Genomic DNA, 26,206 nt, shown 5'->3' on the forward strand with positions numbered 1-26,206 from the left:
CCCGCCGGGCCCGCCGCTCCGCCCGCGCCTCCCGTCGCCCAGCCGTACCCGGCGCCCGGACCGGCGCCCCGGCGGGCCCCGCAGCCGGGCCGGGCACGGCCCGCCGTCGTCCGGCCCCATCCGCCCGCCGCACCCGGACCGGCGGACGCCGTCCCCGTACCCGTGCAGCGGCAGGCGATGCCCGTCGTTCCCGAGACCGCCGGGCCGACGGCCTCCGGGCCGGGCCCCTGGACGGCACCGCTCCCGGCGGTCCGCCGCCCCGTCCGTACGGGTGCCGCCCCGCGCCTCGGCGCACGGTGCCGGACCGGGCACCCCGGAGACCCGGGTCCGGGCGGTGCAGCGGGCGGCGGCGGACGCCGGGATCACCGGCGTGCCCGTGCGGGCCTCCCCGGCGAAGCCCGCAGCCGGGGCGGAGACGGCCACCGGCCCGGCCGGGCCTCCTGGCGCTCCCCCGGCGAACCGGCTGAGCGGAACGGAGATCGAGGAGCTGGCCCGGCGGCTCCTCGACCCGGTGAGCCGCCTCATCCGCGCCGATCTGCGGCGGGGCCGGGAACGCAGCGGGCGGCTGCACGACGGCCGCCGCTGACGGCTCCCGCCCCACCCGTACGACCGACCGCAGAGAAGACGAGAGACGCATGACCGACAACATCTTCGCGACGAGCGTGTTCTTCACGCTCGCGATCGGCGGCAGCGACCTGGGCGCGTTCCACACCTGCTCGGGGCTGGGCGCCGAGGTGGAGATGGAGACGTACGCCGAGGGCGGCAACAACGGGTTCACCTGGCAGCTGCCGGGGCGGATCACCTGGACGAACATCACGCTGACCCGGCCGGTGACCACCGACACCCTCAAGATCGCGCGCTGGCTGAACGACACGATCCAGCGGGTCGAGCCCAAGGACGGCGAGATCGTGGCGTTGCGCCCCGACCTCAGCCGGATCATCAGCTGGCAGGTCCACGGGATCGTGCCGGTGCGCTGGCAGGGACCGTCCTTCGATCCGGCCAACTCCCAGGCGGCGGTCGAGACGCTGGAGATCGCCCACGAGGGTCTGGAGCCTTCCTGACACCTGCCTGACAGGCACCAGCGCATCGGCCGGCAACGGCACCGGACCACAGGAAGGAGGAACGCGATGTCACCCGCATTCCGCGCGAGCCGCGCTCGCGCCCAGCTCACCGTCATGGAACCGCCGTCCGCCGTCGGCGCCAGACCCGGCGGCACGCTCGCCCGCCTCACGTTGCAGTTCAACCCCGCCAGGCTCTCGCTGAGCAAGAGCACCGAGTGGCGGCGCACCCCGTCCCGGATGGCCGGGCAGTCCGCGCTGCCCGAGTTCGTCGGCAGCGGGCCCCGCTCCCTGTCGCTGGAGGTGTTCCTCGACGCGACCGCCACCCACGACAACTCCGTGGAGAAGGCGGTGGAACAGCTGATGACCGCCTGTGTCCCCACCCCCAGCAGTCTGGCCCGCAAGACACCCGCCAGCCCCTGGGTTCGCTTCGACTGGGGGACGTCGAAGACGACCTCCTTCGACGGCGTGCTCTCCAACCTCTCCGTCTCCTACACCCTGTTCGACGTCGACGGGAAGCCGCTGCGCGCCACGTGCTCCCTCTCCATCGAGGAGGCGAGCGTCGACCCGGCGGGGCAGAACCCCACCTCGGGTTCGAAGGAGGCGCGGCGCACGCACCGGGTGGTGGCCGGGGACAGCCTGCCGCTGCTGGCCTGGCGGGAGTACGGCGACGCCACCGCGTGGCGCACCATCGCGTACGCCAACGACATCGACGACCCGATGCGGTTGACGCCCGGCCAGGAACTCCTGGTGCCCGGTCGCGAGGACCGCCCGGCGGAGGGCGGCCGATGACCGGGAAGGAAGCCCCCGGCCGCTCGTTCGCCGCCGACCCGATCATCGAGGCCCCGGCCGAGTTGCCGGCCGCCTGGGCCGCCCAGCTGGTGAGCTGTGTCGTCGACGAGAACGTGGGCCTGCCGGACACGGCCGTCCTGATGTACCGGGACCCCGACCACACCTTCCTCACCACAACCGGCATCACCATGGGCACCCCGCTCACCATCTCGGTGGTGACCGTGCAGGACCGGGGGCGCGAGCGGCTGTTCACCGGAGAGGTCACCGCGATCGAGCTGGACACCGACACCACCGGGTCGTTCACCGTCGTCCGGGCGTTCTCCCGGGCGCACCGGCTCCAGCGCGGCCGGAAGGTGGTGGCGTACCGCAACATGAAGACGGCGGACATCGTCCGCAAGGTCGCCGCCGGGGCGGGCCTGGCGGTCGGGCGGGTCGAGGCCGCGCCGGTCACGTACAAGCAGCTGACCCAGCCGAACGTGTCGGACTGGGAGTTCCTCCAGCACCTCGCGGCCGGGAGCGGCGCCACCGTCCGGGTCGACGACCGGGGCCGGTTGCAGTTCACCCGACCGGACCCGGCCTCCTCGGCCCCCTCGCCCTCGACGTCCGCCACGCGCGACCCGATGGTCCTGGAGTACGGGAACAATCTGCTGGCCCTGCGCGCGGTGCTGACCGGGGCCGACGGGTCCGACAGCGTGGAGGTGCGCGGCTGGAACGTCGACACCAAGACCCGGCTGTTGGCGCGGCAGCAGTCCGTGCGCAGCGACACCGTCGCCCCGGGGATGAGCCCGTCGGAGGCGGCGGGCGTCTTCGGCTCCGGCGGTTCCCGGACGACGGTCGCGGACACCCCGTACCGCACCCAGGCGGAGACCCGGGCCGTGGCCGGGGCGCTCGCCGCCTCCGTCAGCGCCGGGTTCGGGGAGGTCGAGGCGGTGGCGTACGGGAATCCGCAGCTGCGGGCGGGCGCGCCGGTGGCGCTGGGCAACGTGGGGCCCGCGTTCTCCGGCCGCTACACCGCGACCGCCGCGCACCACGTCCTCGAACCGGACACCGGCTACCGCACGACGGTGATCGTCAGCGCCTCGCCGGACCGGTCCCTCGCGGGGCTGACCGCCGGCGCGAACGCCCCCGCGCGCGGCCCGCGCATGCCGGGCCTGGCGATCGGGGTGGTCACCGACATCCGGGAGGAGGGCCAGGGGCAACGCGGCTGGGTGCGGCTGAAGTTCCCCTGGCTCGACGACAGTTACGTCACCGACTGGGTGCGTACCGTGCAGTGGGGCGGCCAGGGCGGTGGCGGGGTGTTCAGCCCCGAGGTCAACGACGAAGTGCTCGTCGGGTTCGAGCAGGGGCTGCTGGACAGCCCGTACGTGCTCGGCGGGCTCTACAACGGCGTCGACAAGCCCTCCCCGCACGACGTCCCTCTCGTCGACCCGACCAGCGGGAAGGTCAACCGGCGTTCTCTGGTGTCGCGTTCGGGGAACCGGCTGGAGCTGCTGGACGCGCCGCGCGGTCCGGCGGGGGTGCGGATCGCCACCGGCGACCGGCGGCTCGACGTGGTCCTCGACGAGAAGAAGGGCGAGATCACGCTGACCGTCAAGTCACCCGGTGGGGCGCGGAAGTTGAGCTCCGTGACGTTGTCCGCCTCGGGCATCACGCTCGACGCGGGCACCACCGGTGACGTGAACATCAAGGGCCGCTCGGTGACCGTCAACGGCACGACGGGAGTCACGGTCGACGGCGGACTGCTCGCCGTCCTCAAGGCCAAGCTCATCAGAATCAACTGATCCTCCAGATAAGCCTCCTGACCTCTCCCGTCCCCCTTCCACAGCAAGGAGAACCCCGGCCATGCCCCCCGCAGCCCGCACGGGCGACAGCACCGCCCACGGCGGACTCATCGGCACCCCGCCCCCGGGCGCGGTCGCCGTGGCCACCGTGCTCATCGGCGGCCGGCCCGCGGCCGTCACCGGGAGCCTGCACGGGTGCGTCGTCCCCCCGCACGCGGCGCTCGGCCCCGGCAACGTGATCATGCCCAACCCCGCCGCCGCGATCGGCGGCGTGGTGCTGATCGGCGGGCTGCCCGCCGCCCGGATGGGCGACAGGACCACCTGCGGAGCGCCCGTCGTCAGCGGTGCGTTCGACGTCCTGATCGGGGGCCCGGTGTGAGCGGCGACGGATACGCCGGACGCGGCGGCGGATTCATCGGGCGCGGCTGGGGCTTCCCGCTGCGGACCGGGCCGACGGGCGGTATCGCCCTGGTCGAGCGGGACAAGGAGATCGAGGAGGCCATCGGGTTGATCCTCGGCACCGCGCCGGGCGAGCGGCCGATGCGCCCCGAGTTCGGCTGCGGCATCCACGAGTACGTCTTCGCGCCCGGCGACGGGGCGACCGCCGGGCGGATCGCGCAGGAGGTCCGCACTTCGCTGGAGCGGTGGGAGCCGCGGATCGAGGTGACGGACGTGGTGGTCGCGTTCGACGCGGTCGAGGAGGGCACGCTCTACATCGACGTGCACTACACCGTGCGGGCCACCAACGACCTGCGCAACCTGGTCTTCCCCTTCTACTCGATCCCGTCGCCCGAGAGCCCGGCGGCGCGGACCGCCCGGGAAGCGGGGAGGCTCTGATGGCCCTGCCCTCCCCGAACCTGGACGACCGGCGTTTCCAGCAACTCGTCGACGAGGCCAAGCGGTTCGTCCAGCAGCGCTCCCCCGAGTGGACCGACCACAATGTGTCCGACCCCGGGGTCACGCTGATCGAGACGTTCGCGTACCTGGTCGACCAGTTGCTGTACCGGCTGAACCGGGTGCCCGACAAGAACTACGCGGCGTTCCTCGATCTGCTGGGCGTGACGCTGTTCCCGCCGACCGCGGCACGGGCCGAGATCGACTTCTGGCTCTCCGCGCCGCAGCCGGAGACCGTGCACCTGCCCGCCGGTACGGAGGTGGCCACCGTGCGCGGTGAGACCGGGGAGCCGGTGGTGTTCTCCACCTCCGACGACCTGCCGGTCGTGCCGAGTTCGCTGGTCCGGCTGGTGACCGCGCCGGTCGCGGGGGAGCAGACGGACCGCACGGCGCCGCTCGGTGCGGGCAAGGACATCCCGTGCTTCCAGGCGCGGCCGGAGCCCGGTGACGCCCTGCTGTTCGGGCTGCCGACGGCCGTGCCCCGGTGCATCGTCGCCGTGCGGCTCGACAGCCGCGTGGAGGGCGTGGGCGTCGACCCGCGGCAGCCGCCCCTGGTGTGGGAGGCGTGGGACGGAGCCCGCTGGGTGGCCTGCGCGACCGGCACCGACTCCACCGGCGGCCTCAACCGGCCCGGCGAGGTGGTGGTGTTCGTCCCGGCCGGGCACACGGCGTCCGTGGTGGCGGGGACCCGGGCGGGGTGGCTGCGCTGCCGGGTGACCGCCCCGGAGCCGGGCCAGCCGTTCTACTCGGAGTCGCCGACGATCCGGGAGGCCGAGGTGTTCACGGTCGGCGGCACGACGGCGGCCGAGCACGCGGAGACCGTCCTCGACGTGCCCCTCGGGGTGTCGGAGGGCGTGGCGGGGCAGCGGTTCACGGTGGGCCGGGCGCCGCTGCTGCTGGACGGGGACCCGCCCATCGTCCAGGTGTCGGCCGACGAGGGCTGGCAGGACTGGACCCCGGTCGAGCACTTCGGCGCGTCCGGCCCCGGTGACCGGCACGTCCGGGTCGACGCGGTGGCCGGGGAGTTCGCGTTCCCGCCGGAGGTGCGGGAGGCGGACGGCACGATGCGCGCGTACGGGGCGGTCCCCGAGAAGGGCGCCCGGCTCCGCGTGGCGCGCTGCCGCACCGGAGGCGGGTCGGCCGGGAACGTCGCCCGGGGGGCGATCTCCGTGCTGCGCAGTTCGGTGCCGTACGTCGCGAGCGTGAACAACCGCGAGGCGGCGAACGGCGGGGTCGACGGGGAGACCGTGGAGAACGCGAAGGTGCGCGCGCCCGCCATCCTGCGGGTGCAGGAGCGGGCGGTCACCGCCGAGGACTACGAGCTGATCGCCCGGGAGGCCGCGCCGTCCCTGCGCCGGGTGCGGTGCCTGCCGGCCGTGCCGGGCGAGGCGGGTGCGGTACGGGTGCTGGTGGTGCCGGACGCGGTGGCCGACGAGGACGGGCAGGTGCGGTTCGAGCAGCTGATCCCGTCGGAGGCGGTGCTCGCCGCGGTCACCGAGCGGCTCGACGAACGGCGCCTGGTCGGAACCCGGCTGATCGTCGAACCGCCCGCCTACCAGGGCGTCACGGTCGTCGCCCGGCTGGTGGCCGCGCCCGGTGACGTCGACCGGGTGCGGGCCGAGGCCCTGGAGGCGCTGTTCCGCCACATCGACCCGTTGCGGGGCGGGGCGGACGGGCGGGGGTGGCCGTTCGGCAGGCCCGTGCAGTACGGGGAGGTCTTCGCCGTGCTCCAGAACGTGGAGGGAGCGGGGCTCGTGGAGGACGTCCGGCTGTTCCCGGCGGACCCGATCACGGGGCGGCGCGGGGCGGCGGCGGACCGGGTCGACGTCGCGCCGGGGGCCCTGGTCTTCTCGCACCAGCACCAGGTCGTGGTCACCGCGGGCGGGGCCGGAGGTGCCGCATGACGCGGGCGGCGGTCCCCGGGCTGCCGAGCCGCTACCCGATCGGCGAGTTGCTGCCCGCCCTGTACGCGGACGACGACCTGGCCCAGCGGTTCACGGCGGGCCTGGACACGGTGCTGGCCCCGGTCCTCTCGACCCTGGACAACCTGCCCGCGTACGTCGACCCGGCCCTCGCCCCGGCCGACTTCCTGCCGTGGCTGGCGTCCTGGGTGGGCGTGGAGGCCGATCCGGCGTGGCCGGTGGAGCTGCGCCGGGCGGTCGTGGCGCGCGCCGTCGAGCTGCACCGGTGGCGCGGCACCCGGCGGGGTCTCGTGGAGCGGCTGCGCCTGTGCTGCGGGGTGCACGCGGAGGTCCGGGACGGCGGGGGCGCCACCTGGTCGGCCGAGCCCGGGGCGGCCCTCCCGCCACCGCCGACCGGGGAGGTGCTCATCCGGGTCCGGCCGGTGCGCGCGGGCGACGCGGTGGACGCCCGGCGCGTGCTGGAGGTCGCCACCGCCTCGTGCCCGGTGCACCTGACCTGCCGGGTGGAGGTCCTGCCGGGCCCGCCCGGTCCCCCCGAAGCACCCGCCGCGCCCGAACAGACTGGAGGCTGACGTGATGCGTTCGTGCCCGGCGTGCGGTACGGCCAACGGCGAGAGCGACGACTTCTGCGGCAACTGCGGCGGCTATCTGGGCTGGTCCGCGGAGCCCGTACGGCCGCGGCGGGCTCCGGAGACGGAGCCGACGCCCGCACCTGCACCTGCACCCGGCCATGGGCCGGGGCCGGAGCCGGAGGCCGCAGCAGGGACTCCGGTGCCGGAGCCGCAGGCCGCCCCCGACGCCGGGCCGGGAGGGACGAACAGTCCGGAGCCCGCTCCCGGACCGGCGGCGGAACAGGAGACCCGCACCGGCACCGGGGTGGCAAAAGCCGAGCCTGCACCGCCCGCCGCACCGCCCGCCACCGCGCCCCCGGAACCCCCCGCACGCCCCGGACAACCGCCGGAGCCGCCGGAGCCGCCGGAGCCGCCGAAGTCGCCCCGGCCCGCTCCTCCCATGCTCCCGGCGGAACCCGCACCCGCCCCCGTACCGGCAGCGCCTCCCCCGCTCCCGGCGCGCCCCTCCACGCCCCCGTCGCCGTCCGGACCGGCGCGGCCCGCACTCCCGGTTCCTCCCGTACGGCCCGCCCCCGCCCCCGTACGCCCGGGAGCCCCGGCCGGCGCGTCGGCGCCGGTACCGCCCTCCGCGCCGACGACGGGTTCCGGGAGCGGGACCGACGCGGACGACGATCCGATAGGGGCCGTGCTGCCCGCCCGCCCCGCGGCCCGGCGGCCCGTCGTGCGGCCGGTGGCCGCGGACGAGGCGCCGGACGGGCCGCCCTGCCCGGCCTGCGGTACGCCGAACCTGGCCGGGCGGAAGTTCTGCCGGCGGTGCGCCGCTGTGCTGCTGGCTCCGGAGCGGCCCGCCGCCCTGCCGTGGTGGCGCACGGTGTGGCCGTTCCGCCGGCGGGTGCGCGGCGGTTCGGGCCGGGCGCTGCGGCGGACCCTGCTGGTGCCGGCCGTGGCCGCGCTGGTGCTCGCGGGCTTCCTGTTCTTCCCGCTGGGGCGGTACGTGTTCGAGGACGTCCGGGACAAGCTGGGCGGCACGGCGGAGATCAGCCCGACCGGGGTGAGTGCGAGCGCGGCGGTTCCCGGGCACCCGGCGAGTGCGGCGATCGACGGCCTGACGGACGAGTACTGGGGCGCACCCGCGCTCGGCGCGTCGCTGACCTGTTCGTTCGGGACGCCGTTCCGGCTGGTCGGCGTCGTGGTGCACACCGGGGTGTCGAAGGAGCCGCAGGAGTTCCGGCGGGGCGCGCGGCCGACCCGGGCCGACCTGCTCGTCACCACGGAGGACGGCACGGTCCACACGAAGGCGGTGACCTTCAACGACAAGCCCGGCGAGCAGACGGTACGGATGGGCATCAGCGATGTCGTCTCCGTCGAGCTGGTGCTGCGGGAGGCGACCGGAGAGGGTGAGGGGCGGCCGGTCGCGGTCGGCGAGGTCGAGTTCTTCCGGCGCAGCTGAACCGGGCCGTCGCCCCAGAAGTTCACCAACACCTCAGTAACGATCAGAGAGTTATTGACGAACAAACAATTTCGGTCACGCATGCCTTCCCTCGGAACCCCCACACAGGGTTGACTGGGCATGACCCATGGTGACGCGCCCGCCCGCCGGCTCACCGGCCCCGCCCCGGCGCCGCACCCCGGCGGAGGAAGGAGCACAGCGATTGGCCGGCCCTCCTGCCTGGCGACGCCGCTCCGACGGCCGGCCCCCGAGGCTCCCGGCGGCCGCTTCCCGACCGGCCCGTCCCCTGCTCGATCACCCGGAATATGCCGTTCGCATCGTCCGCCCGTATCCATCAGACGAGGGGCAGCAATGAGCCAGATCACGTTACCGGCGTTTCATATGCCTTTCCAGAGTTCCGGATGCCACCCAGGCTTGGCGAAAACCCGTGAGGCCGCCTGGGAATGGGCCGAATCCGAGGGACTCGACCTGTCCGTACCGGCCCGCAAGAAGATGATCCGCACCCGCCCGGAACTGTGGATATCCCTCATCTTCCCGAAGGCCTCGCAGGACCACCTCGACCTGTTCTGCCAATGGCTCTTCTGGGCCTTCCTGGTGGACGACGAGTTCGACGACGGACCGGCCGGGCGCAATCCGCTGATGTGCGAGAAGGCGATCACCCGCCTGGTGGGCGTCCTCGACGGGGCCGTACCGAACGGCCCCATGGAGCGGGCGCTCGCCGGACTGCAGGAGCGGACCTGCCCCGGGCGGTCGGCGCAGTGGAACCGGCAGTTCCGGCGGGACACCGCCGCCTGGCTGTGGACGTACTACGCCGAGGCCGTCGAGCGGGCCGCCGGACAGGTGCCGAGCCGCTCCGAGTTCGCCAAGCACCGGCGGGATTCGGTCGCCATGCAGCCCTTTCTCTGCCTGCACGAGATCACCGCGGACATCGATCTCCCGGAATCCGCCCGGAGCATGCCCGCGTATATCGCTCTGCGGAACGCGGTCACCGATCATTCCGGGCTCTGCAATGACATCTGCTCCTTCGAGAAGGAAGCCGCTCTCGGCTACGAGCACAATGCCGTACGGCTGATCCAGCGCGACCGGGGATGCACCCTCCAGCAAGCCGTGGACGAGGCCGGGATCCAACTGGCCCGGATCGCCGAACGGGTTCAGCGGGCGGAAAGGGAACTGATCCAGGAAATCGAGGCGGCGGGCATCACCGGCCCGACACGGGCGGCCCTGGAACGCTGCGTCCAGGACTACCGGGGGCTCGTCCGGGGCGACTTCGACTACCACGCGCGCGCCGAGCGCTACACGCGCCCGGACCTGGTGGAACTGGACGAACGCGACCAGCTGTCCGAGCACTTCGCGGCCTGAGCGGTCCGGGCGGTCCGGGCGGCCGGACGACCCCTGCCGCCCGGCCCGACCTGGACGTTCACCGGCCGGTCAGCCGCCTGGGTGGTGTCGCGGGCCGCCCTCTCGGGGCAGGCATGCGTGTGTGCCGACGGGAACAGGGCCGCCACCGTGGCCCCGAAGTCCCCCTGGTCCATCCGAAGCAGCCGCCCGCGTCCACAGCGGGCGGCCCGCAGCACCGCACCGCGAGAGGAGTCGGCAGGCACCGTGACCGACAGCGTGGCGGGGACTCCCCCGCAGGTGACGACCGAGTACGGGACCGTGCGCGGTGCGGTGGAGCGGGGTGTCGCGGTCTTCCGCGGCATCCCGTACGCGGCCGCGCCGGTCGGCGCCCGGAGGTTCCGCGCGCCCGGCCCGCCGGAGCCGTGGGCGGGGGTGCGCGAGGCCGTGGCGTACGGTCCGACCGCCCCGAAGCGGCCCTACGCGCCGCCGCTGGACAGGCTGCTGCCGGACCCGGCGGTGCCGGGCGAGGCGTGGCTGAACCTCAATGTGTGGACGCCTTCGCCGGTTCCGGACCGGGCCGCCGGGCTCCCCGTCCTCGTGTGGATCCACGGCGGGTCGCTGGTGCACGGTTCCTCGGCCGTGCCGGTGTACGACGGGTCGGCGTTCGCCCGGGACGGGGTGGTCCTCGTCTCCGTGAACTACCGGCTGGGCGTCGAGGGCTTCGGCGTCTTCCCGGACGCGCCCGCCAACCGGGGCCTGCTGGACCAGCTGGCAGCCCTGGAGTGGGTGCGCGACAACATCGCGGCGTTCGGCGGCGCCCCGGACCGGGTGACGGTGGCCGGGGAGTCGGCGGGGGCGATCTCCATCGCCGGACTGCTGGCCGCACCCCGGTCGGCGGGGCTCTTCGGACGGGCGGTGCTCCAGAGCGGGGCGCCCGCCGCGCTGCCCCCGGACGCGGCACGCGGGACGACCGAGCTCATCGCGAAGCGGCTCGGGGTGCCCGCGACGGCCGCCGCACTGGCCGCCGTGGACCCCCAGGCGCTGCTGACCGCGCAGACCGAGGTCACCAGCGGCGGCAACCCGCTGACCGGCCGCCACTCCTTCCAGCTGGTCGTCGACGGGGACCTGCTGCCCCAGGACCCGGCGGCGGCTCTGGAGGCCGGTGCGTCCGCCGGGGTGGACCTGCTGCTGGGGACGAACACCGATGAGTACCGGCTCTGGTTCGTGCCCGGCGGCCTGACCGAGAGGATCGGCCGGCTGAAGCTGCGGCTGGCCCTGCTGAAGTTCCGGGTGCCGAACTCCACCGCCCGCACCTACCGCGCCAACCGCCCGGACGCCACCCCGGGGGAGATCCTCGGCACGCTCGCCACGGACCTGCTGCTGCGGGTCCCGCTCAACCGGCTGGCCGACGCCCGGACCCACGCGCCCGGTGCCACGTACGTGTACGAGTTCGGCTGGCCCACCCCCGTACAGCGGCTCGGCGCCTGCCACGCGCTGGAGCTGGGCTTCGTCTTCGACACGCTCGCCCACCCCGACACCCAGGCCCTGACCGGTCCTCACGCCCCGCAGGAACTGGCGGACGCGATGCACCGGGCGTGGGTGGACTTCGCGACGGGCGGGGACCCCGGGTGGCCGGCCTGGGACGCGCGACGACCGGTGCGGTTCTTCGCCCGGGACGACCGGGACGGCCCGGCCGTGGTCCTGGCCCCGCGCGACGACGAGTTGCGGAGCTGGCAGCCGTACCGGAACGCCTCTTAGGGCCTGAGCGAGATCCAGTGGGGGTCGGGAACGACGGTGAGAACGGCCGAGACCACCACGACCAGACCCAGCACGACCTGTTCGCGGCGGGCCAGTCGGCACGCCGCCGACGGGTCGGTGTCCCGGAGCATCCGCCGCCGCGCCGCCACGGCCAGCACGCTGACGACGGCCATCAGCGCCAGCTTGAGCAGCAGGGTCCGCCCGTAGGCGGAGGTCGGCACCACGTCCAGCGGCAGCCGGCGCAGGGCCGAGGCGGTCCCGGTGGCGGCGAGGGCGGCGTACAGCCAGATCGCCAGGCGTGCGTACCGGCCGAGCAGGGCGCGGGCCGAGGCGGGTGAGCCGCGCCAGAGCCACAGGGTGCGCAGGACGTACAGCAGGCCGCCGGTCCACAGTGACGCGGCCGTCAGATGGACGACGGTCAGGGCGGCGCCGAACTCCGGGCTGTACGCCTCCGGGTGGGCGCGCAGGGCCTCCGCGCCGATCACGACGGCGAGCGGGGCGAGGGCGAGGGCGGGGCGTCTGCTCGCGGCGCAGAGGGCGGCGACGACCAGGCCGTTGGCCATGAGGAGGAGCAGGCCGCCCTCGCGGGTGCCGTAGGTCTCGGTGATCCCGAGATCGCTGACGGCGGCGAGCCGCACGATCTGCCCGGCCGCGGCGGCGGCCCCGGCGAGCGAGGCGAACACCGCCCAGCTCCGTACGGCGGTACGGGGGCGGCCGCGGACGGGCCGGATGAGCTGCGGGGCGAGGAGTTCGCCCAGGTGGAGGGCGAGCGCGGCGAACAGGACGGTGCGGAGCACGGTGGTGAGCCCCGCGCCGGGTATCCGGAGTTCACCGGTGCCGCGGGCCATGAGGCCGGGGCCGAACAGTGCGATGCAGAGGGCGAGGACGCCCGCGCAGCCGAGCAGGAGAGGGGCCGTCCAGGCGCGGCGGGCCGACGCCGCCCCGGTCGCTCCCCCGGGTGTCCGTGCCGCCTCGGCGGCCGGCGGGGCGGCGCTCGGCATGCTGCCCGCCGTCGGCGTGGCCGGGTCGGCCGGGGGTCCGGGGAACATCACGGCTCGATCCTCGTCGGTGGACAGAACCGCAGCAAGCCGCGCACAGCGGGCAGAAGAGGCGCACGGTGTCCGGGAGCGGCCCTGAGGGCGTCCCCGGCGGCGGCCGGCCCCGACGGCACGGGGCCGGCCGCCGCGGCGGACCGGGCCGCTGCCGGTTCAGGCCTTGTTCTGCGCGGCCCAGAACTCCTCGAAGGTGAGCATGCCGTCGCCGTTGGCGTCGTGTGCGTTGATGACCGCCTGCGCCACCGTCTCGGTGACGAAGGGATCGCCGAGCTGGGCCATCGCGCTCTTGTACTCGTTGGCCGTGATGAGGCCGTCGCCGTTCGCGTCGAACTTCTCGAATACCGTGCGCGCCGACTCGATGTCCGCCACTGTTCCGCCCCTTCGTGCTGCCGATATGTCAGGGGTCAGATTATCGGGCCGTCCGGGTGGCGTCGGCGGCCGGTCGGTCCAGCAGCTCGGTGGCCGTCACCGCGTGCAGCCCGCGGCGCCCGATCTCGGCGAGGAGCAGCGGCAGCGCCTCGACGGTGACGGGGCGGCCGAGGCTCAACTCCACCACCGATCCGTTGCGCAGTTCCCCGGCGACCTTCCGGGTGACGGTGGCGACGCGGGTGGCCGCGTGGTCGCGCGACTCCACGTCGCAGCCGAGGGCATGGGGGTAGCCGGCCCGCCGTGCGAGGCGCTGGACGCGCGGGGAGGCGTACGGGGTCGGCGAGGGCCGGAACCAGGCGCCGATGGACCCGGTGAGCCGGCGCAGCCGCCGGGCGCAGGCGGCGATCTCCTCGTACGCGGCGCGCTCGTCCAGGGCCGCGAGGTCGAGGTGGTGCTCGGTGTGGTTGCCGATCTCGTGGCCCCCGTCGAGGATGCGGCGGGCCAGGCCGGGGTGTTCGGCGAGCCAGGTGCCGACCGCCAGGACCGTGACGCGGGCCCCGGCCCGTTCGCAGCGGGCGAGTGCGGTGCGGGCGAGGTCCGGGTCACCCCGCCCGTCGAAGGTGAGGGCGACGCGGGGCCGGTCGCGGGGGCCGTGGGCGATCCGGAAGGGCAGCCCGGGGAAGCCGCGCGGCGCGGCGGGGCGGCGGCCGGGGCGGCGGAGCCGGTGGCTCCCGGGGCGCTGGGGCCGGTGGCTCCCGGGCGCTGGGGCCGGTGGCTCCCGGGCGCTGGGGCGGGGCCGGGTGGTGGCGGTCCCTCGCCCCGTGCGCAGCCCGCGGCGAGGGCGGCGGCCAGCGCCCCGGCCCCCGCGCCGAGCAGGTCGCGGCGGCCCACCGGAATCCGGTGCCCGTCCGTGCCCGACACCGTGTGCCCGCCCATGCCCGACCACCTCACGTTCCACGGGTACGACCGATTCCCGGGGAAACAGTAGGGGCGGAATGACCGAAAAGGGATGATTACACAGTTCAGCAGATGATCAATGAATCATTCAGCAGCCACCATAACGATGCACAGAAAGCCAGGCGAGTGACCGAGCACACCTACGATTCCACCGGGCGTTGCCCGTTTGTTCCTTAAATATTCGGACAAGTCGCTTTGGCACCGGGGTCACCCGTCTGCCATAGTCGGACCCACGACCCCCATCGACCCGGGCCCAGGTCGTCCTGAGCGGCCGTGAACACACCCCCACGTCACGGCCTCCGCCAGCAGCCCCCGCAGCGCCGCACCACGGCCGACCGGGGGCTTCTGCGTTCCGGCCCGAGGGACCCCGCCTCAGCGGTCGGAGATCCGCATCTCGAACCAGGTGGTCTTGCCGCGCGGCAGCAGGTCCACGCCCCAGCGGTCGGAGAGCTTGTCGACGAGGAAGAGCCCGCGGCCGCTGACGTCCATCTCCCGCACCGGCATCAGACACGGCAGCCCGCGCGAGGGGTCACGCACCTCGACGCGGATCCACCCCCGGCGACGCACCATGCGTAACCCGAAGACCCGGGCCCCGGTGTGGCGCACCGCGTTGCCGACGAGCTCGGAGACCAGGAGCACCGCGTACTCGGCGGTCTGCGGCGAGAGGGCCCACTGGCGGAGCACGACACAGGAGGTGAGCCGACGGGCCGTCGCCGCCGACTCCGGACGGGACGGCAGCCGGACTTCCCCCTCGGTCGGATTCCCGAACAACTCCAGCGCCTTGAACGCCTGTTCGTCATCCACGATCGACGTACTGCGCGCCGCCGCCGCACCACTGCGCGGTCGCGGCCGATCCACACCCTCCAGGCCCGCCATGCCCACCATCATGGCCGCACGCATCACCGTCCGGGGCCGTTCCGCAGGAATCCGCACCCCGGTCGTCCGGGGTGCGCGGAAGGCTTGCGGCATATGCCTGCGGCAATCCAGCCCCGGAAACGGCCCGCCTGAGCTGCGACGACGCTCCACCCGACGCGCACGCCCACGATGACGACGGCACCGGGCCTTAAGGTTGTCTTAAGGCCCGGATAATCCGCCCTGACGGATGAACCACGGCACGGGGCCCACCCGAACCGACTATCGGCGGGCCCGACCTGACTACGGATCAGCAACCGTCCGGCTACGGACCGACGGTCGTCCGATCACGGTATGGCGAGGGTCGTACGGCCACGGGCCGACGGCCGTCCGCCCCGGGCTCAGAGGAACGTGGCCTTCCCCGGCCCCTCCTCGACGAAGCTGCGCATCCCCCGCTCGCGGTCCTCCGTGGCGAACAGGCCGGAGAACCAGTTCCGCTCGATGGTGAGCCCCGTGTCGATGTCCGTCTCCAGCCCGGCGTCGATCGACTCCTTGGCCGCGCGCAGTGCCAGCGCGGGGCCCTTGGCGAGCCGGGCGGCCCAGGCGTGGGCCTGCTCGTAGACCTCGGCGGCGGGGACCACGCGGTCGACCAGGCCCAGGGTCAGGGCCTCCTCCGCCTTGACCATACGGCCGGTGAAGATGAGGTCCTTGGCGCGGGAGGGGCCGATCAGGCGGGCGAGGCGCTGGGTGCCGCCCGCGCCGGGGATCAGGCCGAGGAGGATCTCCGGCTGGCCGAGCTTGGCGTTGTCGGCGGCGATCCGGATGTCGGCGCAGAGCGCCAGTTCGCAGCCGCCGCCGAGGGCGTAGCCGGTGACGGCGGCGACGACCGGCTTCGGGATGCGGGCGACGGCCGTGAAGGCGTCCTGGAGCCCCCGGGAACGGAGGACCATCGCGGTGTGGTCCATCGCCTGCATCTCCTTGATGTCCGCGCCCGCCGCGAACACCTTCTCCCCGCCGTAGAGGATCACGGCGCGCACGTCCTCGCGCCGGGTCGCCTCCTCGGCCAGCTCCCGCAGCCGGTCCTGGATCGCCACGTCCAGGGCGTTCATGGGCGGCCGGTCGAGCTGGATGGTGCCGACGCCGTCGCGTACTTCGAGAGTCACAGTCATGGCTAGAGGTTAACCACCGCTAACGACGGTGGGCCCGGTGCCGTTGGTCACAGCACCGGGCCCACCGGATCGTACGAGAGCGGGAGAGGGTTACTTCTTCCACTCCTCCCAGTCCATGTTCCAGCCGTTGAGGCCGTTGTCCGGCTGGATCTGCTTGTCCTTGGAGTTCTTCACGATGACCACGTCGCCGATCATCGACTTGTTGTAGAACCACGCCGCCGGCGTCTGGTTGTCGTAGCCGCCTCGCACGTCCCGCAGACCGACACAGCCGTGGCTGGTGTTGGTGTTGCCGAAGATCGAGGACGCGCCCCAGTAGTTGCCGTGCAGGAACGTGCCCGAGGTCGACAGCCGCATGGCGTGCGGGACGTCCTTGATGTCGTACTCGCCGCCGAAGCCGACGGTGTCACCGTTCATCCGGGTCACCTTGAGCTTCTCGCTGATGACCATCTGACCGTTGTACGTGGTCGTCGCCGGGGCGCCCGCGGAGATCGGGATGTCCTTGATCTGCTTTCCGTCGCGGACCACCTTCATCCGCTTGCTGCTCGCGTCGACGGTGGAGACCTGGCTGCGGCCGATGGTGAACGACACCGTCTTGGCCTGCTTGCCGTAGACGCCCGGCCGGCCCTCCACACCGTCGAGGTTGAGCTCGACGGTCACCTTGGTGCCCGGCTTCCAGTACGTCTCGGGGCGGAAGTCGAGGCGGTCGTTGCCGAACCAGTGGCCCTCGATCTCGACGGCCGGCTCGGCCGTCACCTTGATGCCCTTCTCCACCGCGTCCGGGGCGGTGATGCCCCGGGTGAAGTTGATGGAGACCGGCATGCCGACGCCGACGGTGGAGCCGTCCTCGGGCGTGTAGTGACCGATGAAGGTGTTCGCCGGGACGAGCGTGGTGAAGGCGATGTCCTTCGCCGACTCACGGCCCTCGGAGTCCTTGGCGACCGCGTGCACCGTGTACTTGGTGGAAGCGGCGAGGTGGCGTTCCGGCGTCCAGCTCGCCCCGTCGGCGGAGATCTCGCCCTCGACCTCGTTGCCCTTGGGGTCGGCGACCTTCACCGTCGTCAGCTTGCCCTGCTCGGCGCCGATCTTCAGCGCGCCGCTGGTCGCCACGGAATCCGCCCCGTCCTCGGGTGCGATGGTCACGACCGCCTTCGAGGCGGTGGTGTCCTCCTTCTTCGTGCTGCCCGCCGGTCCCTTCCCGTCCCCCGCGTCGGCGCCGCCGCCGCCTCCGCACGCCGTCACCAGCACCAGCAGTGCCCCCAGCGCCAGGGCCCGGAGCCCCGTCCCGCCGTGCCGCTTCCCGCTCGCCCCGGCCGATGCCCCCGATATCGGCTGCCCGTTCACTGTGACCGTCTCCCCTCGCACGGCCCGGCTCCCGCCATGGCCTGCACCCCCGCGCGCTACACCTGCACGCCCGCCGCCAGATAATCACATCGCAGGCGCGGTGGACTCCCCCCGGAATGTCACCGTTCCGTCCCAACTGGCCGGAAGAGCTCGGGGAGAGCTGTGCAGGTGGCGCGGGGTGCCGGGCGGACCGGCCGGACCGGGCCAGGGCGCGGTGGCGGGAGCCGGGAGCGACCGTGCGAGAGCCAACCGGCCGGGACCGTGCGACCGGGCAAGAGCGCGGCGGCCGGGGCGGACCGGGCGGGACGGGCTGGACGGGGCGACGGGACAAGGGCGCGGTGGCCGGCGGGGGCGACTGGGGGCGGCCGGGGAGCGGCGCAGCGGCCGGGGCCCGCTCGCGGTGGCGCAGGAGGACGGCTGCGCACCGGGGCTCAGCGCAGGGCCGAGCCCGCCGTCCACTTCTTCCAGCTCATGTTCCAGCCGCTGAGCCCGTTGTCCGGGGCGACCTTCTTGTCCTTGGAGTTGACCACCTCGACCACGTCCCCGATGAGGGTCCGGTCGAAGAACCAGCCGCCGGGCGTGGCACCGCCGCCCCCCTTGGCGTCGCGCAGTCCGATGCAGCCGTGGCTGACGTTCTCCTCGCCGAAGACGGACTCGTCGGCCCAGTAGTTGCCGTGCAGGAAGGTGCCGGAGGTGGTGAGCCGGATCGCGTGCGGGACGTCCTCGATGTCGTACTCGCCCTTGCCCTCCTCGTCCGTGAAGCCGACGGTCGCCCCGTTCATCCGGGTCACCTCGTGCATCTCGGTGACCACCATCTTCCCGTTGTACGTGGTCGTCTTCGGGGCCCCCGCGGTGATCGGGACGGTACTGACGAGCTCGCCGTCCCGGCGTACCTCCATGGTCTTGGCCTCCGCGTCGACCCGGGAGATCTGGTGGCGGCCGATGGTGAAGACGACGGTCTTGTCCTGGCTGCCGTAGACGCCCGGCGCGCCCTCGACGTCCCGCAGCCCGATGTCGACGGTGACCTCGGTGCCGGGTTTCCAGTACGTCTTCGGGCGGAAGTCGAGTCGGTCCTTGCCGAACCAGTGGCCGACGACCTCCACCACCGGATCGGACGTCACCCGGATGGCCTTCTCCACCGCGGCCCGGTCGGCGACCGGCCGGTTGAAGGCGAAGGAGACGATCATGCCGGTGCCCACGGTGGACCGGTTCTCCGGTTTGAAGTAGCCGATGAAGCGGTGCTCGGGCACGAGCGTGGTGAACGTGGCGTGCCGGGCGGAGCGGCGGCCCCGGGCGTCCACGGCCACCGCGTCGATGCTGTACTTGGCGGCGAGGGCGAGCCGGGCCACCCGGGGCTCCGGGGTCCAGGAGCGCCCGTCCCGCGCGATGCGCCCCGCCACCGTCTGCTGTTGCGCGTCCTCGATCCGCATGACCTTCACGCTCTCCAGCCGCCCGTCGGGGACCTTCACCGCGATCCGGGTCTCCTCGTCGACGTCCTTGGCCCCGTTCTCGGGGAAGACGCTGATCACCTCGCCCGGGGACCGCGCCTTGCCGTTGAGCAGGGCCTCCCGGGTGTCGGTGCAGCCGGTCAGCAGGGCCAGCACGGTCAGCAGTCCCGCCCAGGTCAGCACGGCGGCCGAGGAGGCGCGTGCGCTCTTCGCTGTGTGGTTCACGCTCCCCCAACGACCAGGGCCGGTCGGGGGAAACGTGAGTGCGGGCCGCCCGGTGGGCAGAACAGGGGGGAGGACTACCTGAAGGGGGCCGCGGCCGGGACGCCGCGCGCCCCCTCGCGGGTGCCCGTCCTACGAGCCGCGGGAGGCTACACGGTGTCGAGCGCAGCCGAGCAGGAGGCAGTACAGGACCCCGACCGGGAGGCGGCGCAGGATCCCGGGCGGGAGGCGGCGCACGATCCGGGGACGGTGGCCGTCGTCCGCGCGGAGATCGTGGAGGTGCAGCGCACCGAGCACGCCGATGCCGTACGGGCCGCGGCCCCGGCGCCGGTCGTGTGGCCCGGGGCCCCGATGCCGCTGGGGGCCCGCTTCCGGGTCGGCCCGGACGGGGTGGCGGGGACGAACTTCGCACTGTGGGCGGGCGGGGCCGAGGCGGTCGAGCTGTGCCTGTTCGACGAGCGGGGCGTCGAGACACGCTGTCCGCTGTCCGAGCTGACGCACGAGATCTGGCACGGCTTCCTCCCCGGCGTACGGCCGGGGCAGCGCTACGGCTACCGGGTGCACGGCCGCTGGGACCCGTGGACGGGGGCCCGGTGGAACGCGGCGAAGCTGCTCCTCGACCCGTACGCGCGTGCCGTCGACGGGACCTTCACCCTGCCGCCGGAGGTGTACGGGCACGTACGGGACTGGCCGGACCAGCATGTGGCCGACACCGTGCGCGACGACCGCGACTCGGCTCCGTACGTTCCCAAGGGCGTGGTCGTCCACGATGACGACGACTGGGTGGAGGACCGCCGCCCGAAGACCCCGTGGGCCGACTCCGTCATCTACGAGCTGCACGTGCGCGGCTTCACCAAGCTGCACCCGGACGTCCCGCCCGAGCTGCGCGGCACGTACGCCGGTCTCGCGCACCCGGCGGCGATCGAACACCTCACCCGGCTCGGGGTGACCGCCGTCGAACTGCTGCCGGTGCACCAGTTCGCCCATGAGGACCATCTGCTGCGGCGCGGGCTGCACAACCACTGGGGCTACAACTCCATCGGCTACTTCGCCCCGCACGCCGGCTACTCCGCCTCCGGCACGGCCGGCCAGCAGGTCGGCGAGTTCAAGCGGATGGTGCGCGCGCTGCACGACGCCGGGATCGAGGTGATCCTCGACGTCGTCTACAACCACACCGCGGAAGCGGGCGAGCTGGGGCCGATGCTGTCGCTGCGCGGCATCGACAACCGGGGCTACTACCGCCTGGAGGGCGACCCGCGCCGCTACGCCGACTACACCGGCTGCGGCAACACCCTGCACGTGGTGCAGCCGCAGGTGCTGCGGCTCATCACCGACTCGCTGCGCTACTGGGTCACCGAGATGGGGGTCGACGGCTTCCGCTTCGACCTGGCGGCGGCGCTGGCCCGCTCGATGCACGACGTCGACATGCTCTCCCCGTTCCTCGCGGTGATCGCCCAGGACCCGGTGCTGCGCCGGGTCAAGCTGATCGCCGAGCCCTGGGACGTCGGCAACGGCGGCTACCAGGTGGGGGCCTTCCCGCCCCTGTGGACCGAGTGGAACGACCGCTACCGCGACGCCGTACGGGACTTCTGGCGCGGCGCGCTCCCGGACGTACGGGATCTCGGCTACCGGCTGACCGGCTCCAGCGACCTGTACGCCTGGGGCGGGCGCCGCCCGTACGCCTCGGTCAACTTCGTCACCGCGCACGACGGCTTCACCCTGCGCGACCTGGTGAGTTACGAGCACAAGCACAACGAGGCGAACGGGGAGGGCAACCGGGACGGGACGAACGACAACCGGGCGTGGAACTGCGGTACGGAGGGCGAGACCGACGACCCCCGGATCAACGCGCTGCGCCGTCGCCAGCTCCGCAATCTGCTCACCACGCTGCTGCTGTCCACCGGCGTGCCGATGCTGGTGGCGGGCGACGAGATGGGCCGGACGCAGGGCGGCAACAACAACGCCTACTGCCAGGACAACGAGACCGGCTGGGTCGACTGGTCGCTGCTCGACCAGCCGCGGTGGCGCGAGCTGACCGCGCTGACGGCCCGGGTGCTGACGCTGCGCCGGACCCATCCGGTGCTGCGGCGCCGCGCGTTCTTCTCCGGCCGGGCACAGGCCCCGGACGGGCTGCGGGACCTGGCGTGGTTCGCCCGGGACGGCCGGGAGATGACGGAGGGCGACTGGTACGCCCCCGCCGCCACGCTCGGCCTCTACCTTTCGGGCCGGGACATCCCGGGGCGGGACGCCCGGGGCGAGCCGGTGAGCGACGACAGCTTCCTGGCCGTCCTGCACGCGGGCGCGGAGCCGACGTCCTTCGCCCTGCCCGGAGCGCCGTGGGGAGCCGCGTACGAACTGGTCCTGGACACCTCGCGGGAGGAGCAGGCCGAGGCCCCGGGCACGCTGCTGGACGGCGGTACGGAGATGACGGTGCCGGCCCGTTCGGTGCTGCTGCTGCGGGTGGTGGAGTAGGGGTCCTCAGCCGAGGATGCCCCGGTCGTGGGCGGCGGCGACGGCCGCGGCACGGTCCTTGGCACCCGGTTCGGCGAAGACATGGGCGGGCAGGCGGGCGGCCGGAAATAGGGAGGCCGCTTGTCAGTGGTGAACCGTAAGGTCGGCCCTGATGCCCGAAACCCCCGCAGAACGCACGGACCGGTCCGCCGTGCGCTCCCTCCTGCGCCTGTGGCCGTATGTCCGACCCGTGCGGGTGCGCCTGTTCACGGCCGCCTTCGTGGCGATCCTGGCGTCCTGTCTGGGCCTGGTGATCCCGCTGGTCCTGAAGTGGATGGTGGACGGCCCGGTCGCCGACCGCGATCCGGGCGGGGTGTGGCTGGGGGCGCTGTACCTGCTGCTGCTCGGCATCACGGAGGCGCTGCTGTTCGGGTTCCGGCGGTGGCTGGTGGCGCGGCCGCTGGCCGGGGTCGAGGCGTCGATGCGGGCGGATCTCTTCCGCCATCTGCAACGGCTGCCGGTCGCGTTCCACGACCGCTGGGCCTCGGGGCAGCTGCTGTCGCGCGGGACGACGGACCTGATGCTGCTGCGGATGTTCCTGGCGTTCCCCCTGACCTTCCTGGTCGTCAACACGGCGACGATCCTCGTCGGGTTCGTCCTTCTGTTCGCCCAGGACTGGACGCTCGGGCTCGTGCTGCTGGCGCCAGCGGTGCCGCTGATCGTCCTGTGCTCGCTGTTCGAGACGAAGTACTCGGTGGTCGCGCGCCGGGCCCAGGACCAGGTCGGCGACCTCACCACGGTCGTCGAGGAGAGCGTCCTGGGCATCCGCATCGTCAAGGGCTTCGGCCGGCACCGCAGCCAGGCACGGGCGTTCCAGGCGCTGTCGCACCGGTTGCGTTCCACGGAACTGGGCAAGGCCCGGCTGCTCGCCGGGATCTGGGCGCTGATCACCACCATCCCCGAGCTGGCGATCGGCGCGGCCCTGGTGCTCGGCACGATCCAGGTGGCGGACGGGACGCTGTCGGCGGGCACGCTGGTGGCGTTCCTGTCCACGGCGCTCACGCTGCGCTGGCCGGTGGAGTCGATCGGCTTCCTGCTGGCGATGAGCCAGGAGGCGGCGACGGCCACCGACCGGTACTTCGAGGTGATGGACGTGGCGGAGGAGCGGGGCGCCGTCGCCGTACGCGAGGGCGCGCCGGCCACCGCGCCGGGGATGGTGTTCGAGGGTGTCGCGTTCCGCTACCCGGACGCGGACCCGGACTCCCCGCCCGTCCTGTCCGGGATCGATCTGCACATCCGGCCGGGCGAGACGCTGGCCCTCGTCGGGGGCACGGGGTCGGGCAAGACGACGCTGACGGCGCTGGTGCCCCGGCTGCACGAGGTGACCGGCGGGCGGATCACGCTGGACGGCGAGGACATCGCCACGATGGAGCGCTCGCGGCTGCGGGAGCTGGTGTCGGTGGCGTTCGAGGAGCCGACACTGTTCTCCGCGACGGTCGGCGAGAACGTGACGATGGGCGCGGCGGACGCGGACGAGGCGCAGGTGCGCCGGGCGCTGTCGGTGGCCCAGGCGGACTTCGTGCACGACCTGCCGCAGGGGTTGGACACCGAGGTCGGCGAGCAAGGCCTGAGCCTCTCCGGCGGCCAGCGCCAGCGCCTGGCCCTGGCCCGCGCGGTGGTCGGCGAGCCCCGCTTCCTGGTGCTGGACGACCCGCTCTCCGCGCTGGACGTACACACGGAGACGCTGGTGGAGGCCGCGCTGCGGGAGGTCCTGGCGCGGACGACGGCGGTGGTCGTGGCGCACCGCCCGTCGACCGTGATGCTGGCCGACCGGGTGGCGCTGCTGTCCGGGGGCCGGATCGCCGCGGTCGGCACGCATCAGGAGCTGCTGCGCGACAACGCGGAGTACGCGTGGCTGATGTCGGGCGCGGAGTCCGGTCCCGTACCGGGACGGACGTCCCCCGGGGTGCCGACGGGCGCCCCCGCCGAGCAGGTTCCCGCCGAGGAGGGCAGTGCCCGATGACCGCGACCACCGACGACGCCTCGCTGCCCGCGGCCGGGGACGACAGCCTGCGGAAGAAGGACCCGGCCACTCCCGAACCACCCTCTTCCGGCGACCCGTTCGACCGGGACGACCTGCCCGCGCCGCCCGGGGCGACCCTGGCGCTGCTGTTCTCGCTGCTGGCCCCGATGCGCGGCCGGGTCGCGGTGGCGGCCCTGCTGCTGGTGGTGCAGCAGGTGGCGATGCAGGCGGGGCCGCTGCTCGTGGCGTACGCGATCGACACCGGTGTACCGGCGTTCCGGGATCACGACTACGGGCCGCTGGTCGCGGTGGCCCTCGGCTACGCGCTCTGCTCGGCCGGCGCGGGCGTGCTCCAGTACGGCTTCATCAGGGCAACCGCGCGGATCAACCAGGACGTGCTGCTGGAGCTGCGCGGCCGGATCTTCCGGCACGCTCAGGCGCTCAGCATCGACTTCCACGAGCGCTACACCTCGGGCCGGCTGATCTCGCGCTCGACGACGGATGTCGAGTCCCTGCGGGAGCTGCTGAGCGAGGGGCTCCAGGAACTGATCGGCGTGGTCCTCTCGTTCGTGACGATCGCCGCGGTGCTGCTCTGGCTGGACCTGGGGATCGGCGCGATCGCCACGCTCTCCTTCGTACCGCTGTATCTGATGGTGCGGATGTACCGGCGGCGGGCGTCCGTGGCGTTCACGGCCCGGTCGACGGCGATCGCGGCGGTGATCGTGAAGTTCGCGGAGACGATGAACGGCATCCGCCCCGTCCAGGCGTTCCGCCGGGAGCGGAGCAACGACGCCGCCTTCACGGAGCTGAACACCCGCCACGAGCGGTCGAACGGCGACGCGATCCTGGAGATGGCCCGCTACGTCGTCGGCTCCCGGCTGATCGCCAACACGGCGGTGGCCGGGATGGTGCTGTGGGGCGCCTACCGGGTGGCGGACGGGACGCTGGCGCTCGGGGTGCTGGCGGCGGCGGTGCTGTATCTGCGCCGGCTGTACGACCCGATCGACCGGCTGGGGATGTTCCTCAACTCCTACGAGTCCGCTGCGGCCTCCCTGACGAAGATCGCCGGCCTGCTGGCCCAGACGCCGAACGTCCCCGAGACCGACCACCCCGCCGGGCTGCCGCCGCGTTCGGGCGATCTCCCGGGCCGGGAGGTCGTGTTCGACGGGGTGCGGTTCGCCTACCGTACGGGCGGCGAGGTGCTGCCCGCGTTCGACCTGCGCATCCCGGCGGGCCGGACGGTGGCGGTCGTCGGCTCCACGGGGGCGGGCAAGTCGACGCTGGCCAAGCTGCTGGCCCGCTTCTACGACCCGACCGACGGCCGCGTCCTGCTGGACGGCACGGATCTGCGCGACCTGTCGACCGCCGAGCTGCGGCGGGGCGTGGTGATGGTGACGCAGGAGGCGTTCCTGTTCTCCGGGACGGTCGCGGAGAACATCGCGATCGGCCGCCCGGACGCCACCCGCGAGGAGATCGAGGACGCCGCGAAGGCGATCGGCGCGCACGACTTCATCGCGGCCCTGCCGGACGGCTACGACACCGACGTACGCAAACGGGGCGGCCGGATCTCGGCGGGCCAGCGGCAGTTGGTGGCCTTCGCCCGCGCCCTGCTGGCGAACCCGTCGGTGCTGATCCTGGACGAGGCGACCAGCTCCCTCGACATCCCCGGCGAGCGCGCGGTCCAACGGGCCATGGACACGGTGCTGCACGGCCGCACGGCGGTGGTGATCGCCCACCGGCTCTCGACCGTGGAGATCGCGGACCGGGTGCTGGTGATGGAGCACGGCCGGATCGTGGAGGACGGCGCACCGGCCGAACTGATCGGTGGGACAGGGCGGTTCGCGGGGCTGCACCGGACGTGGCGGGACAGCCTGAGCTGAGGGCAGACGGGCCGGGGGTCCGAGGGGCCGACGAGTCGGCGGACCGGCGGACCGGCGGACCGGCGGACCGGCGGACCGGCGGACCGCGAAGGGGCCAGACAGCCGGGCGGCCCGCGAAGGGGACGGACAGCCCGGCGGCCGCACAGGGCTCAGGCCGTCCGGCGCGGTCCGCTGCGGCGGTACCCCTCCCAGACGGGGCCGCCCGCGGCGTCGAGGACCTCCGTGACCAGCGAGGTCAGACCCTCCGGTGCCTCGCCCAGCGCGGCCTGCGCCGCCTCGCCCAGGCGCGCGGGCAGCCCCGGGGCGACGTCTTCGAGGCGGCGGGCCAGCCACTTGCCGCCGCCGAGCCACGTTCCGTGGGTCAGCAGGGCCAGTTCGCCGGTCCGCCGGACGAGTTCGGTCACGACGAACAGCCGCTCGCCCGCGTCCGTGACGACGGCGAAGTCGTCGAGCAGGTCCGTCAGGGCGTACCGGGCGTCCTCGCGTTCCGTGTCGGTGACCGGCGGCGGACCGGCGGCCGCCAGGCGCCCGGCCGTCTCCGCGAGCCGCGCCCCGGTCCCGTCGGTGTCGAGCAGCAGCACCCCGTCGGCGCACATCCACAGCAGGGCCGAGTTCCGCCGGGCGATCTCCGGGGTCACGAAGCCGTGCCAGGAATCCTCGGTGTGCACGAACAGCTCCACCGGCCAGTCCCGGTACCGCAGACTCTCGCGGTACGGGGCGGGCGGGCCGCCGAGCAGGACGACGATGTCCAGGTCGGACCGGGCGGTGCGCCGGCTCGTCAGGACACTGCCGCCGAGGAAAGCGGCGCGGGCATCGGGGTGGCGTTCCAGGACCAGGGCACGGGCGACTTCGCGTACATCCATGCGCCCACTCT

21 protein-coding genes and 1 pseudogene are annotated in these 26,206 nt (G+C 73.6%); 14 read left to right on the forward strand and 8 right to left on the reverse strand.

The window, feature by feature from the left end; genetic code table 11:
* The first annotated feature begins 271 nt into the window (after positions 1–271).
* The 11 genes from KME66_RS08325 (at position 272) to KME66_RS08375 (ending at position 11,565) form a co-directional block, all read left to right on the forward strand.
* Positions 272–586 carry a hypothetical protein gene (locus KME66_RS08325; RefSeq protein WP_216320602.1) on the forward strand — a complete coding sequence of 105 codons (315 nt, stop codon included), beginning with the start codon at positions 272–274 and terminating at the stop codon, positions 584–586.
* 49 nt (positions 587–635) lie between these two features.
* Entirely contained in the window at positions 636–1,061 is a 426-nt protein-coding gene (locus KME66_RS08330) for a phage tail protein (RefSeq protein WP_073214242.1), read from the forward strand.
* Between the two features lie 66 nt (positions 1,062–1,127).
* Positions 1,128–1,850 carry a LysM peptidoglycan-binding domain-containing protein gene (locus KME66_RS08335; RefSeq protein ID WP_073214245.1) on the forward strand — a complete coding sequence of 241 codons (723 nt, stop codon included), beginning with the start codon at positions 1,128–1,130 and terminating at the stop codon, positions 1,848–1,850.
* Positions 1,847–3,631: a VgrG-related protein gene (locus KME66_RS08340; protein WP_216320628.1), complete on the forward strand. Its 1,785-nt coding sequence runs from the start codon at positions 1,847–1,849 to the stop codon at positions 3,629–3,631. Before KME66_RS08335 ends, KME66_RS08340 begins: the two co-directional genes overlap by 4 nt.
* A 61-nt stretch (positions 3,632–3,692) precedes the next feature.
* A complete protein-coding gene (locus KME66_RS08345; protein WP_216320631.1) occupies positions 3,693–4,010 on the forward strand; it encodes a PAAR domain-containing protein in 318 nt (105 codons plus the stop codon).
* The gene (locus KME66_RS08350) at positions 4,007–4,468 is read left to right on the forward strand and encodes a GPW/gp25 family protein (protein WP_216320632.1); all 462 of its coding nucleotides are present in this window, start codon (positions 4,007–4,009) and stop codon (positions 4,466–4,468) included. The genes KME66_RS08345 and KME66_RS08350 overlap by 4 nt, the downstream gene beginning before the upstream one ends.
* A complete protein-coding gene (locus tag KME66_RS08355; RefSeq protein ID WP_216320634.1) occupies positions 4,468–6,429 on the forward strand; it encodes a putative baseplate assembly protein in 1,962 nt (653 codons plus the stop codon). Before KME66_RS08350 ends, KME66_RS08355 begins: the two co-directional genes overlap by 1 nt.
* Positions 6,426–7,019 carry a phage tail protein gene (locus KME66_RS08360; RefSeq protein ID WP_073214260.1) on the forward strand — a complete coding sequence of 198 codons (594 nt, stop codon included), beginning with the start codon at positions 6,426–6,428 and terminating at the stop codon, positions 7,017–7,019. Before KME66_RS08355 ends, KME66_RS08360 begins: the two co-directional genes overlap by 4 nt.
* Before the next feature lie 685 nt (positions 7,020–7,704).
* On the forward strand, positions 7,705–8,469 hold the full coding sequence (locus KME66_RS08365) for a zinc ribbon domain-containing protein (RefSeq protein WP_253208260.1): 765 nt from the start codon (positions 7,705–7,707) through the stop codon (positions 8,467–8,469).
* A 381-nt stretch (positions 8,470–8,850) separates the two neighbouring features.
* On the forward strand, positions 8,851–9,828 hold the full coding sequence (locus KME66_RS08370) for a terpene synthase family protein (RefSeq protein ID WP_073214266.1): 978 nt from the start codon (positions 8,851–8,853) through the stop codon (positions 9,826–9,828).
* A 243-nt stretch (positions 9,829–10,071) separates the two neighbouring features.
* On the forward strand, positions 10,072–11,565 hold the full coding sequence (locus KME66_RS08375) for a carboxylesterase family protein (RefSeq protein WP_216320637.1): 1,494 nt from the start codon (positions 10,072–10,074) through the stop codon (positions 11,563–11,565).
* On the opposite strand, the gene KME66_RS08380 is transcribed toward KME66_RS08375, so the two are convergent.
* The 7 genes and pseudogenes from KME66_RS08380 to KME66_RS08410 form a co-directional block, all read right to left on the reverse strand.
* Positions 11,562–12,614: a CopD family protein gene (locus tag KME66_RS08380; RefSeq protein WP_216320640.1), complete on the reverse strand. Its 1,053-nt coding sequence runs from the start codon at positions 12,612–12,614 to the stop codon at positions 11,562–11,564. The genes KME66_RS08375 and KME66_RS08380 overlap by 4 nt on opposite strands.
* 159 nt (positions 12,615–12,773) lie before the next feature.
* Positions 12,774–12,989 carry an EF-hand domain-containing protein gene (locus KME66_RS08385; RefSeq protein ID WP_073214275.1) on the reverse strand — a complete coding sequence of 72 codons (216 nt, stop codon included), beginning with the start codon at positions 12,987–12,989 and terminating at the stop codon, positions 12,774–12,776.
* Between the two features lie 40 nt (positions 12,990–13,029).
* Positions 13,030–13,925: pseudogene (locus tag KME66_RS08390) on the reverse strand (polysaccharide deacetylase family protein).
* Positions 13,926–14,318: 393 nt separating this feature from the next.
* Positions 14,319–14,834 (reverse strand): ATP-binding protein, encoded by a 516-nt coding sequence (locus KME66_RS08395; RefSeq protein WP_073215521.1) that lies wholly within the window; start codon positions 14,832–14,834, stop codon positions 14,319–14,321.
* Positions 14,835–15,199: 365 nt separating this feature from the next.
* A complete protein-coding gene (locus KME66_RS08400; protein WP_073214281.1) occupies positions 15,200–15,967 on the reverse strand; it encodes an enoyl-CoA hydratase-related protein in 768 nt (255 codons plus the stop codon).
* A gap of 90 nt (positions 15,968–16,057) precedes the next feature.
* Positions 16,058–17,308, reverse strand: a complete 1,251-nt coding sequence (locus KME66_RS08405) for an Ig-like domain-containing protein (protein WP_073214284.1) — start codon at positions 17,306–17,308, stop codon at positions 16,058–16,060.
* Positions 17,309–17,739: 431 nt separating this feature from the next.
* Complete coding sequence (locus tag KME66_RS08410; protein ID WP_073214287.1) at positions 17,740–18,981, reverse strand: Ig-like domain-containing protein; 1,242 nt, start codon at positions 18,979–18,981, stop codon at positions 17,740–17,742.
* A 153-nt stretch (positions 18,982–19,134) separates the two neighbouring features.
* Between KME66_RS08410 and glgX the strand changes: the two genes are divergently transcribed.
* The 3 genes from glgX to KME66_RS08425 all read left to right on the forward strand — a co-directional run bounded on the left by glgX (position 19,135) and on the right by KME66_RS08425 (position 25,332).
* A complete protein-coding gene (glgX, locus tag KME66_RS08415) occupies positions 19,135–21,450 on the forward strand; it encodes a glycogen debranching protein GlgX (RefSeq protein WP_216320643.1) in 2,316 nt (771 codons plus the stop codon).
* A gap of 151 nt (positions 21,451–21,601) precedes the next feature.
* Positions 21,602–23,452, forward strand: a complete 1,851-nt coding sequence (locus KME66_RS08420; RefSeq protein WP_253208261.1) for an ABC transporter ATP-binding protein — start codon at positions 21,602–21,604, stop codon at positions 23,450–23,452.
* Positions 23,449–25,332, forward strand: a complete 1,884-nt coding sequence (locus KME66_RS08425; RefSeq protein WP_216320645.1) for an ABC transporter ATP-binding protein — start codon at positions 23,449–23,451, stop codon at positions 25,330–25,332. Before KME66_RS08420 ends, KME66_RS08425 begins: the two co-directional genes overlap by 4 nt.
* A 149-nt stretch (positions 25,333–25,481) precedes the next feature.
* On the opposite strand, the gene KME66_RS08430 is transcribed toward KME66_RS08425, so the two are convergent.
* Positions 25,482–26,195, reverse strand: a complete 714-nt coding sequence (locus KME66_RS08430) for a nucleotidyltransferase domain-containing protein (RefSeq protein ID WP_216320648.1) — start codon at positions 26,193–26,195, stop codon at positions 25,482–25,484.
* Positions 26,196–26,206 lie beyond the last annotated feature (11 nt).

Origin of the sequence: Streptomyces sp. YPW6, from assembly GCF_018866325.1 — a bacterium.
Classification (GTDB): domain Bacteria; phylum Actinomycetota; class Actinomycetes; order Streptomycetales; family Streptomycetaceae; genus Streptomyces.

Coding starts and splice junctions, on each gene's coding strand:
- KME66_RS08330 (WP_073214242.1), top strand. CDS start 636: ATGACCGACAACATCTTCGCGACGAGCGTGTTCTTCACGCTCGCGATC.
- KME66_RS08335 (WP_073214245.1), top strand. CDS start 1,128: ATGTCACCCGCATTCCGCGCGAGCCGCGCTCGCGCCCAGCTCACCGTC.
- KME66_RS08340 (WP_216320628.1), top strand. CDS start 1,847: ATGACCGGGAAGGAAGCCCCCGGCCGCTCGTTCGCCGCCGACCCGATC.
- KME66_RS08345 (WP_216320631.1), top strand. CDS start 3,693: ATGCCCCCCGCAGCCCGCACGGGCGACAGCACCGCCCACGGCGGACTC.
- KME66_RS08355 (WP_216320634.1), top strand. CDS start 4,468: ATGGCCCTGCCCTCCCCGAACCTGGACGACCGGCGTTTCCAGCAACTC.
- KME66_RS08360 (WP_073214260.1), top strand. CDS start 6,426: ATGACGCGGGCGGCGGTCCCCGGGCTGCCGAGCCGCTACCCGATCGGC.
- KME66_RS08370 (WP_073214266.1), top strand. CDS start 8,851: ATGCCTTTCCAGAGTTCCGGATGCCACCCAGGCTTGGCGAAAACCCGT.
- KME66_RS08380 (WP_216320640.1), bottom strand. CDS start 12,614: ATGTTCCCCGGACCCCCGGCCGACCCGGCCACGCCGACGGCGGGCAGC.
- KME66_RS08395 (WP_073215521.1), bottom strand. CDS start 14,834: ATGATGGTGGGCATGGCGGGCCTGGAGGGTGTGGATCGGCCGCGACCG.
- KME66_RS08400 (WP_073214281.1), bottom strand. CDS start 15,967: ATGACTGTGACTCTCGAAGTACGCGACGGCGTCGGCACCATCCAGCTC.
- KME66_RS08420 (WP_253208261.1), top strand. CDS start 21,602: ATGCCCGAAACCCCCGCAGAACGCACGGACCGGTCCGCCGTGCGCTCC.
- KME66_RS08425 (WP_216320645.1), top strand. CDS start 23,449: ATGACCGCGACCACCGACGACGCCTCGCTGCCCGCGGCCGGGGACGAC.
- KME66_RS08430 (WP_216320648.1), bottom strand. CDS start 26,195: ATGGATGTACGCGAAGTCGCCCGTGCCCTGGTCCTGGAACGCCACCCC.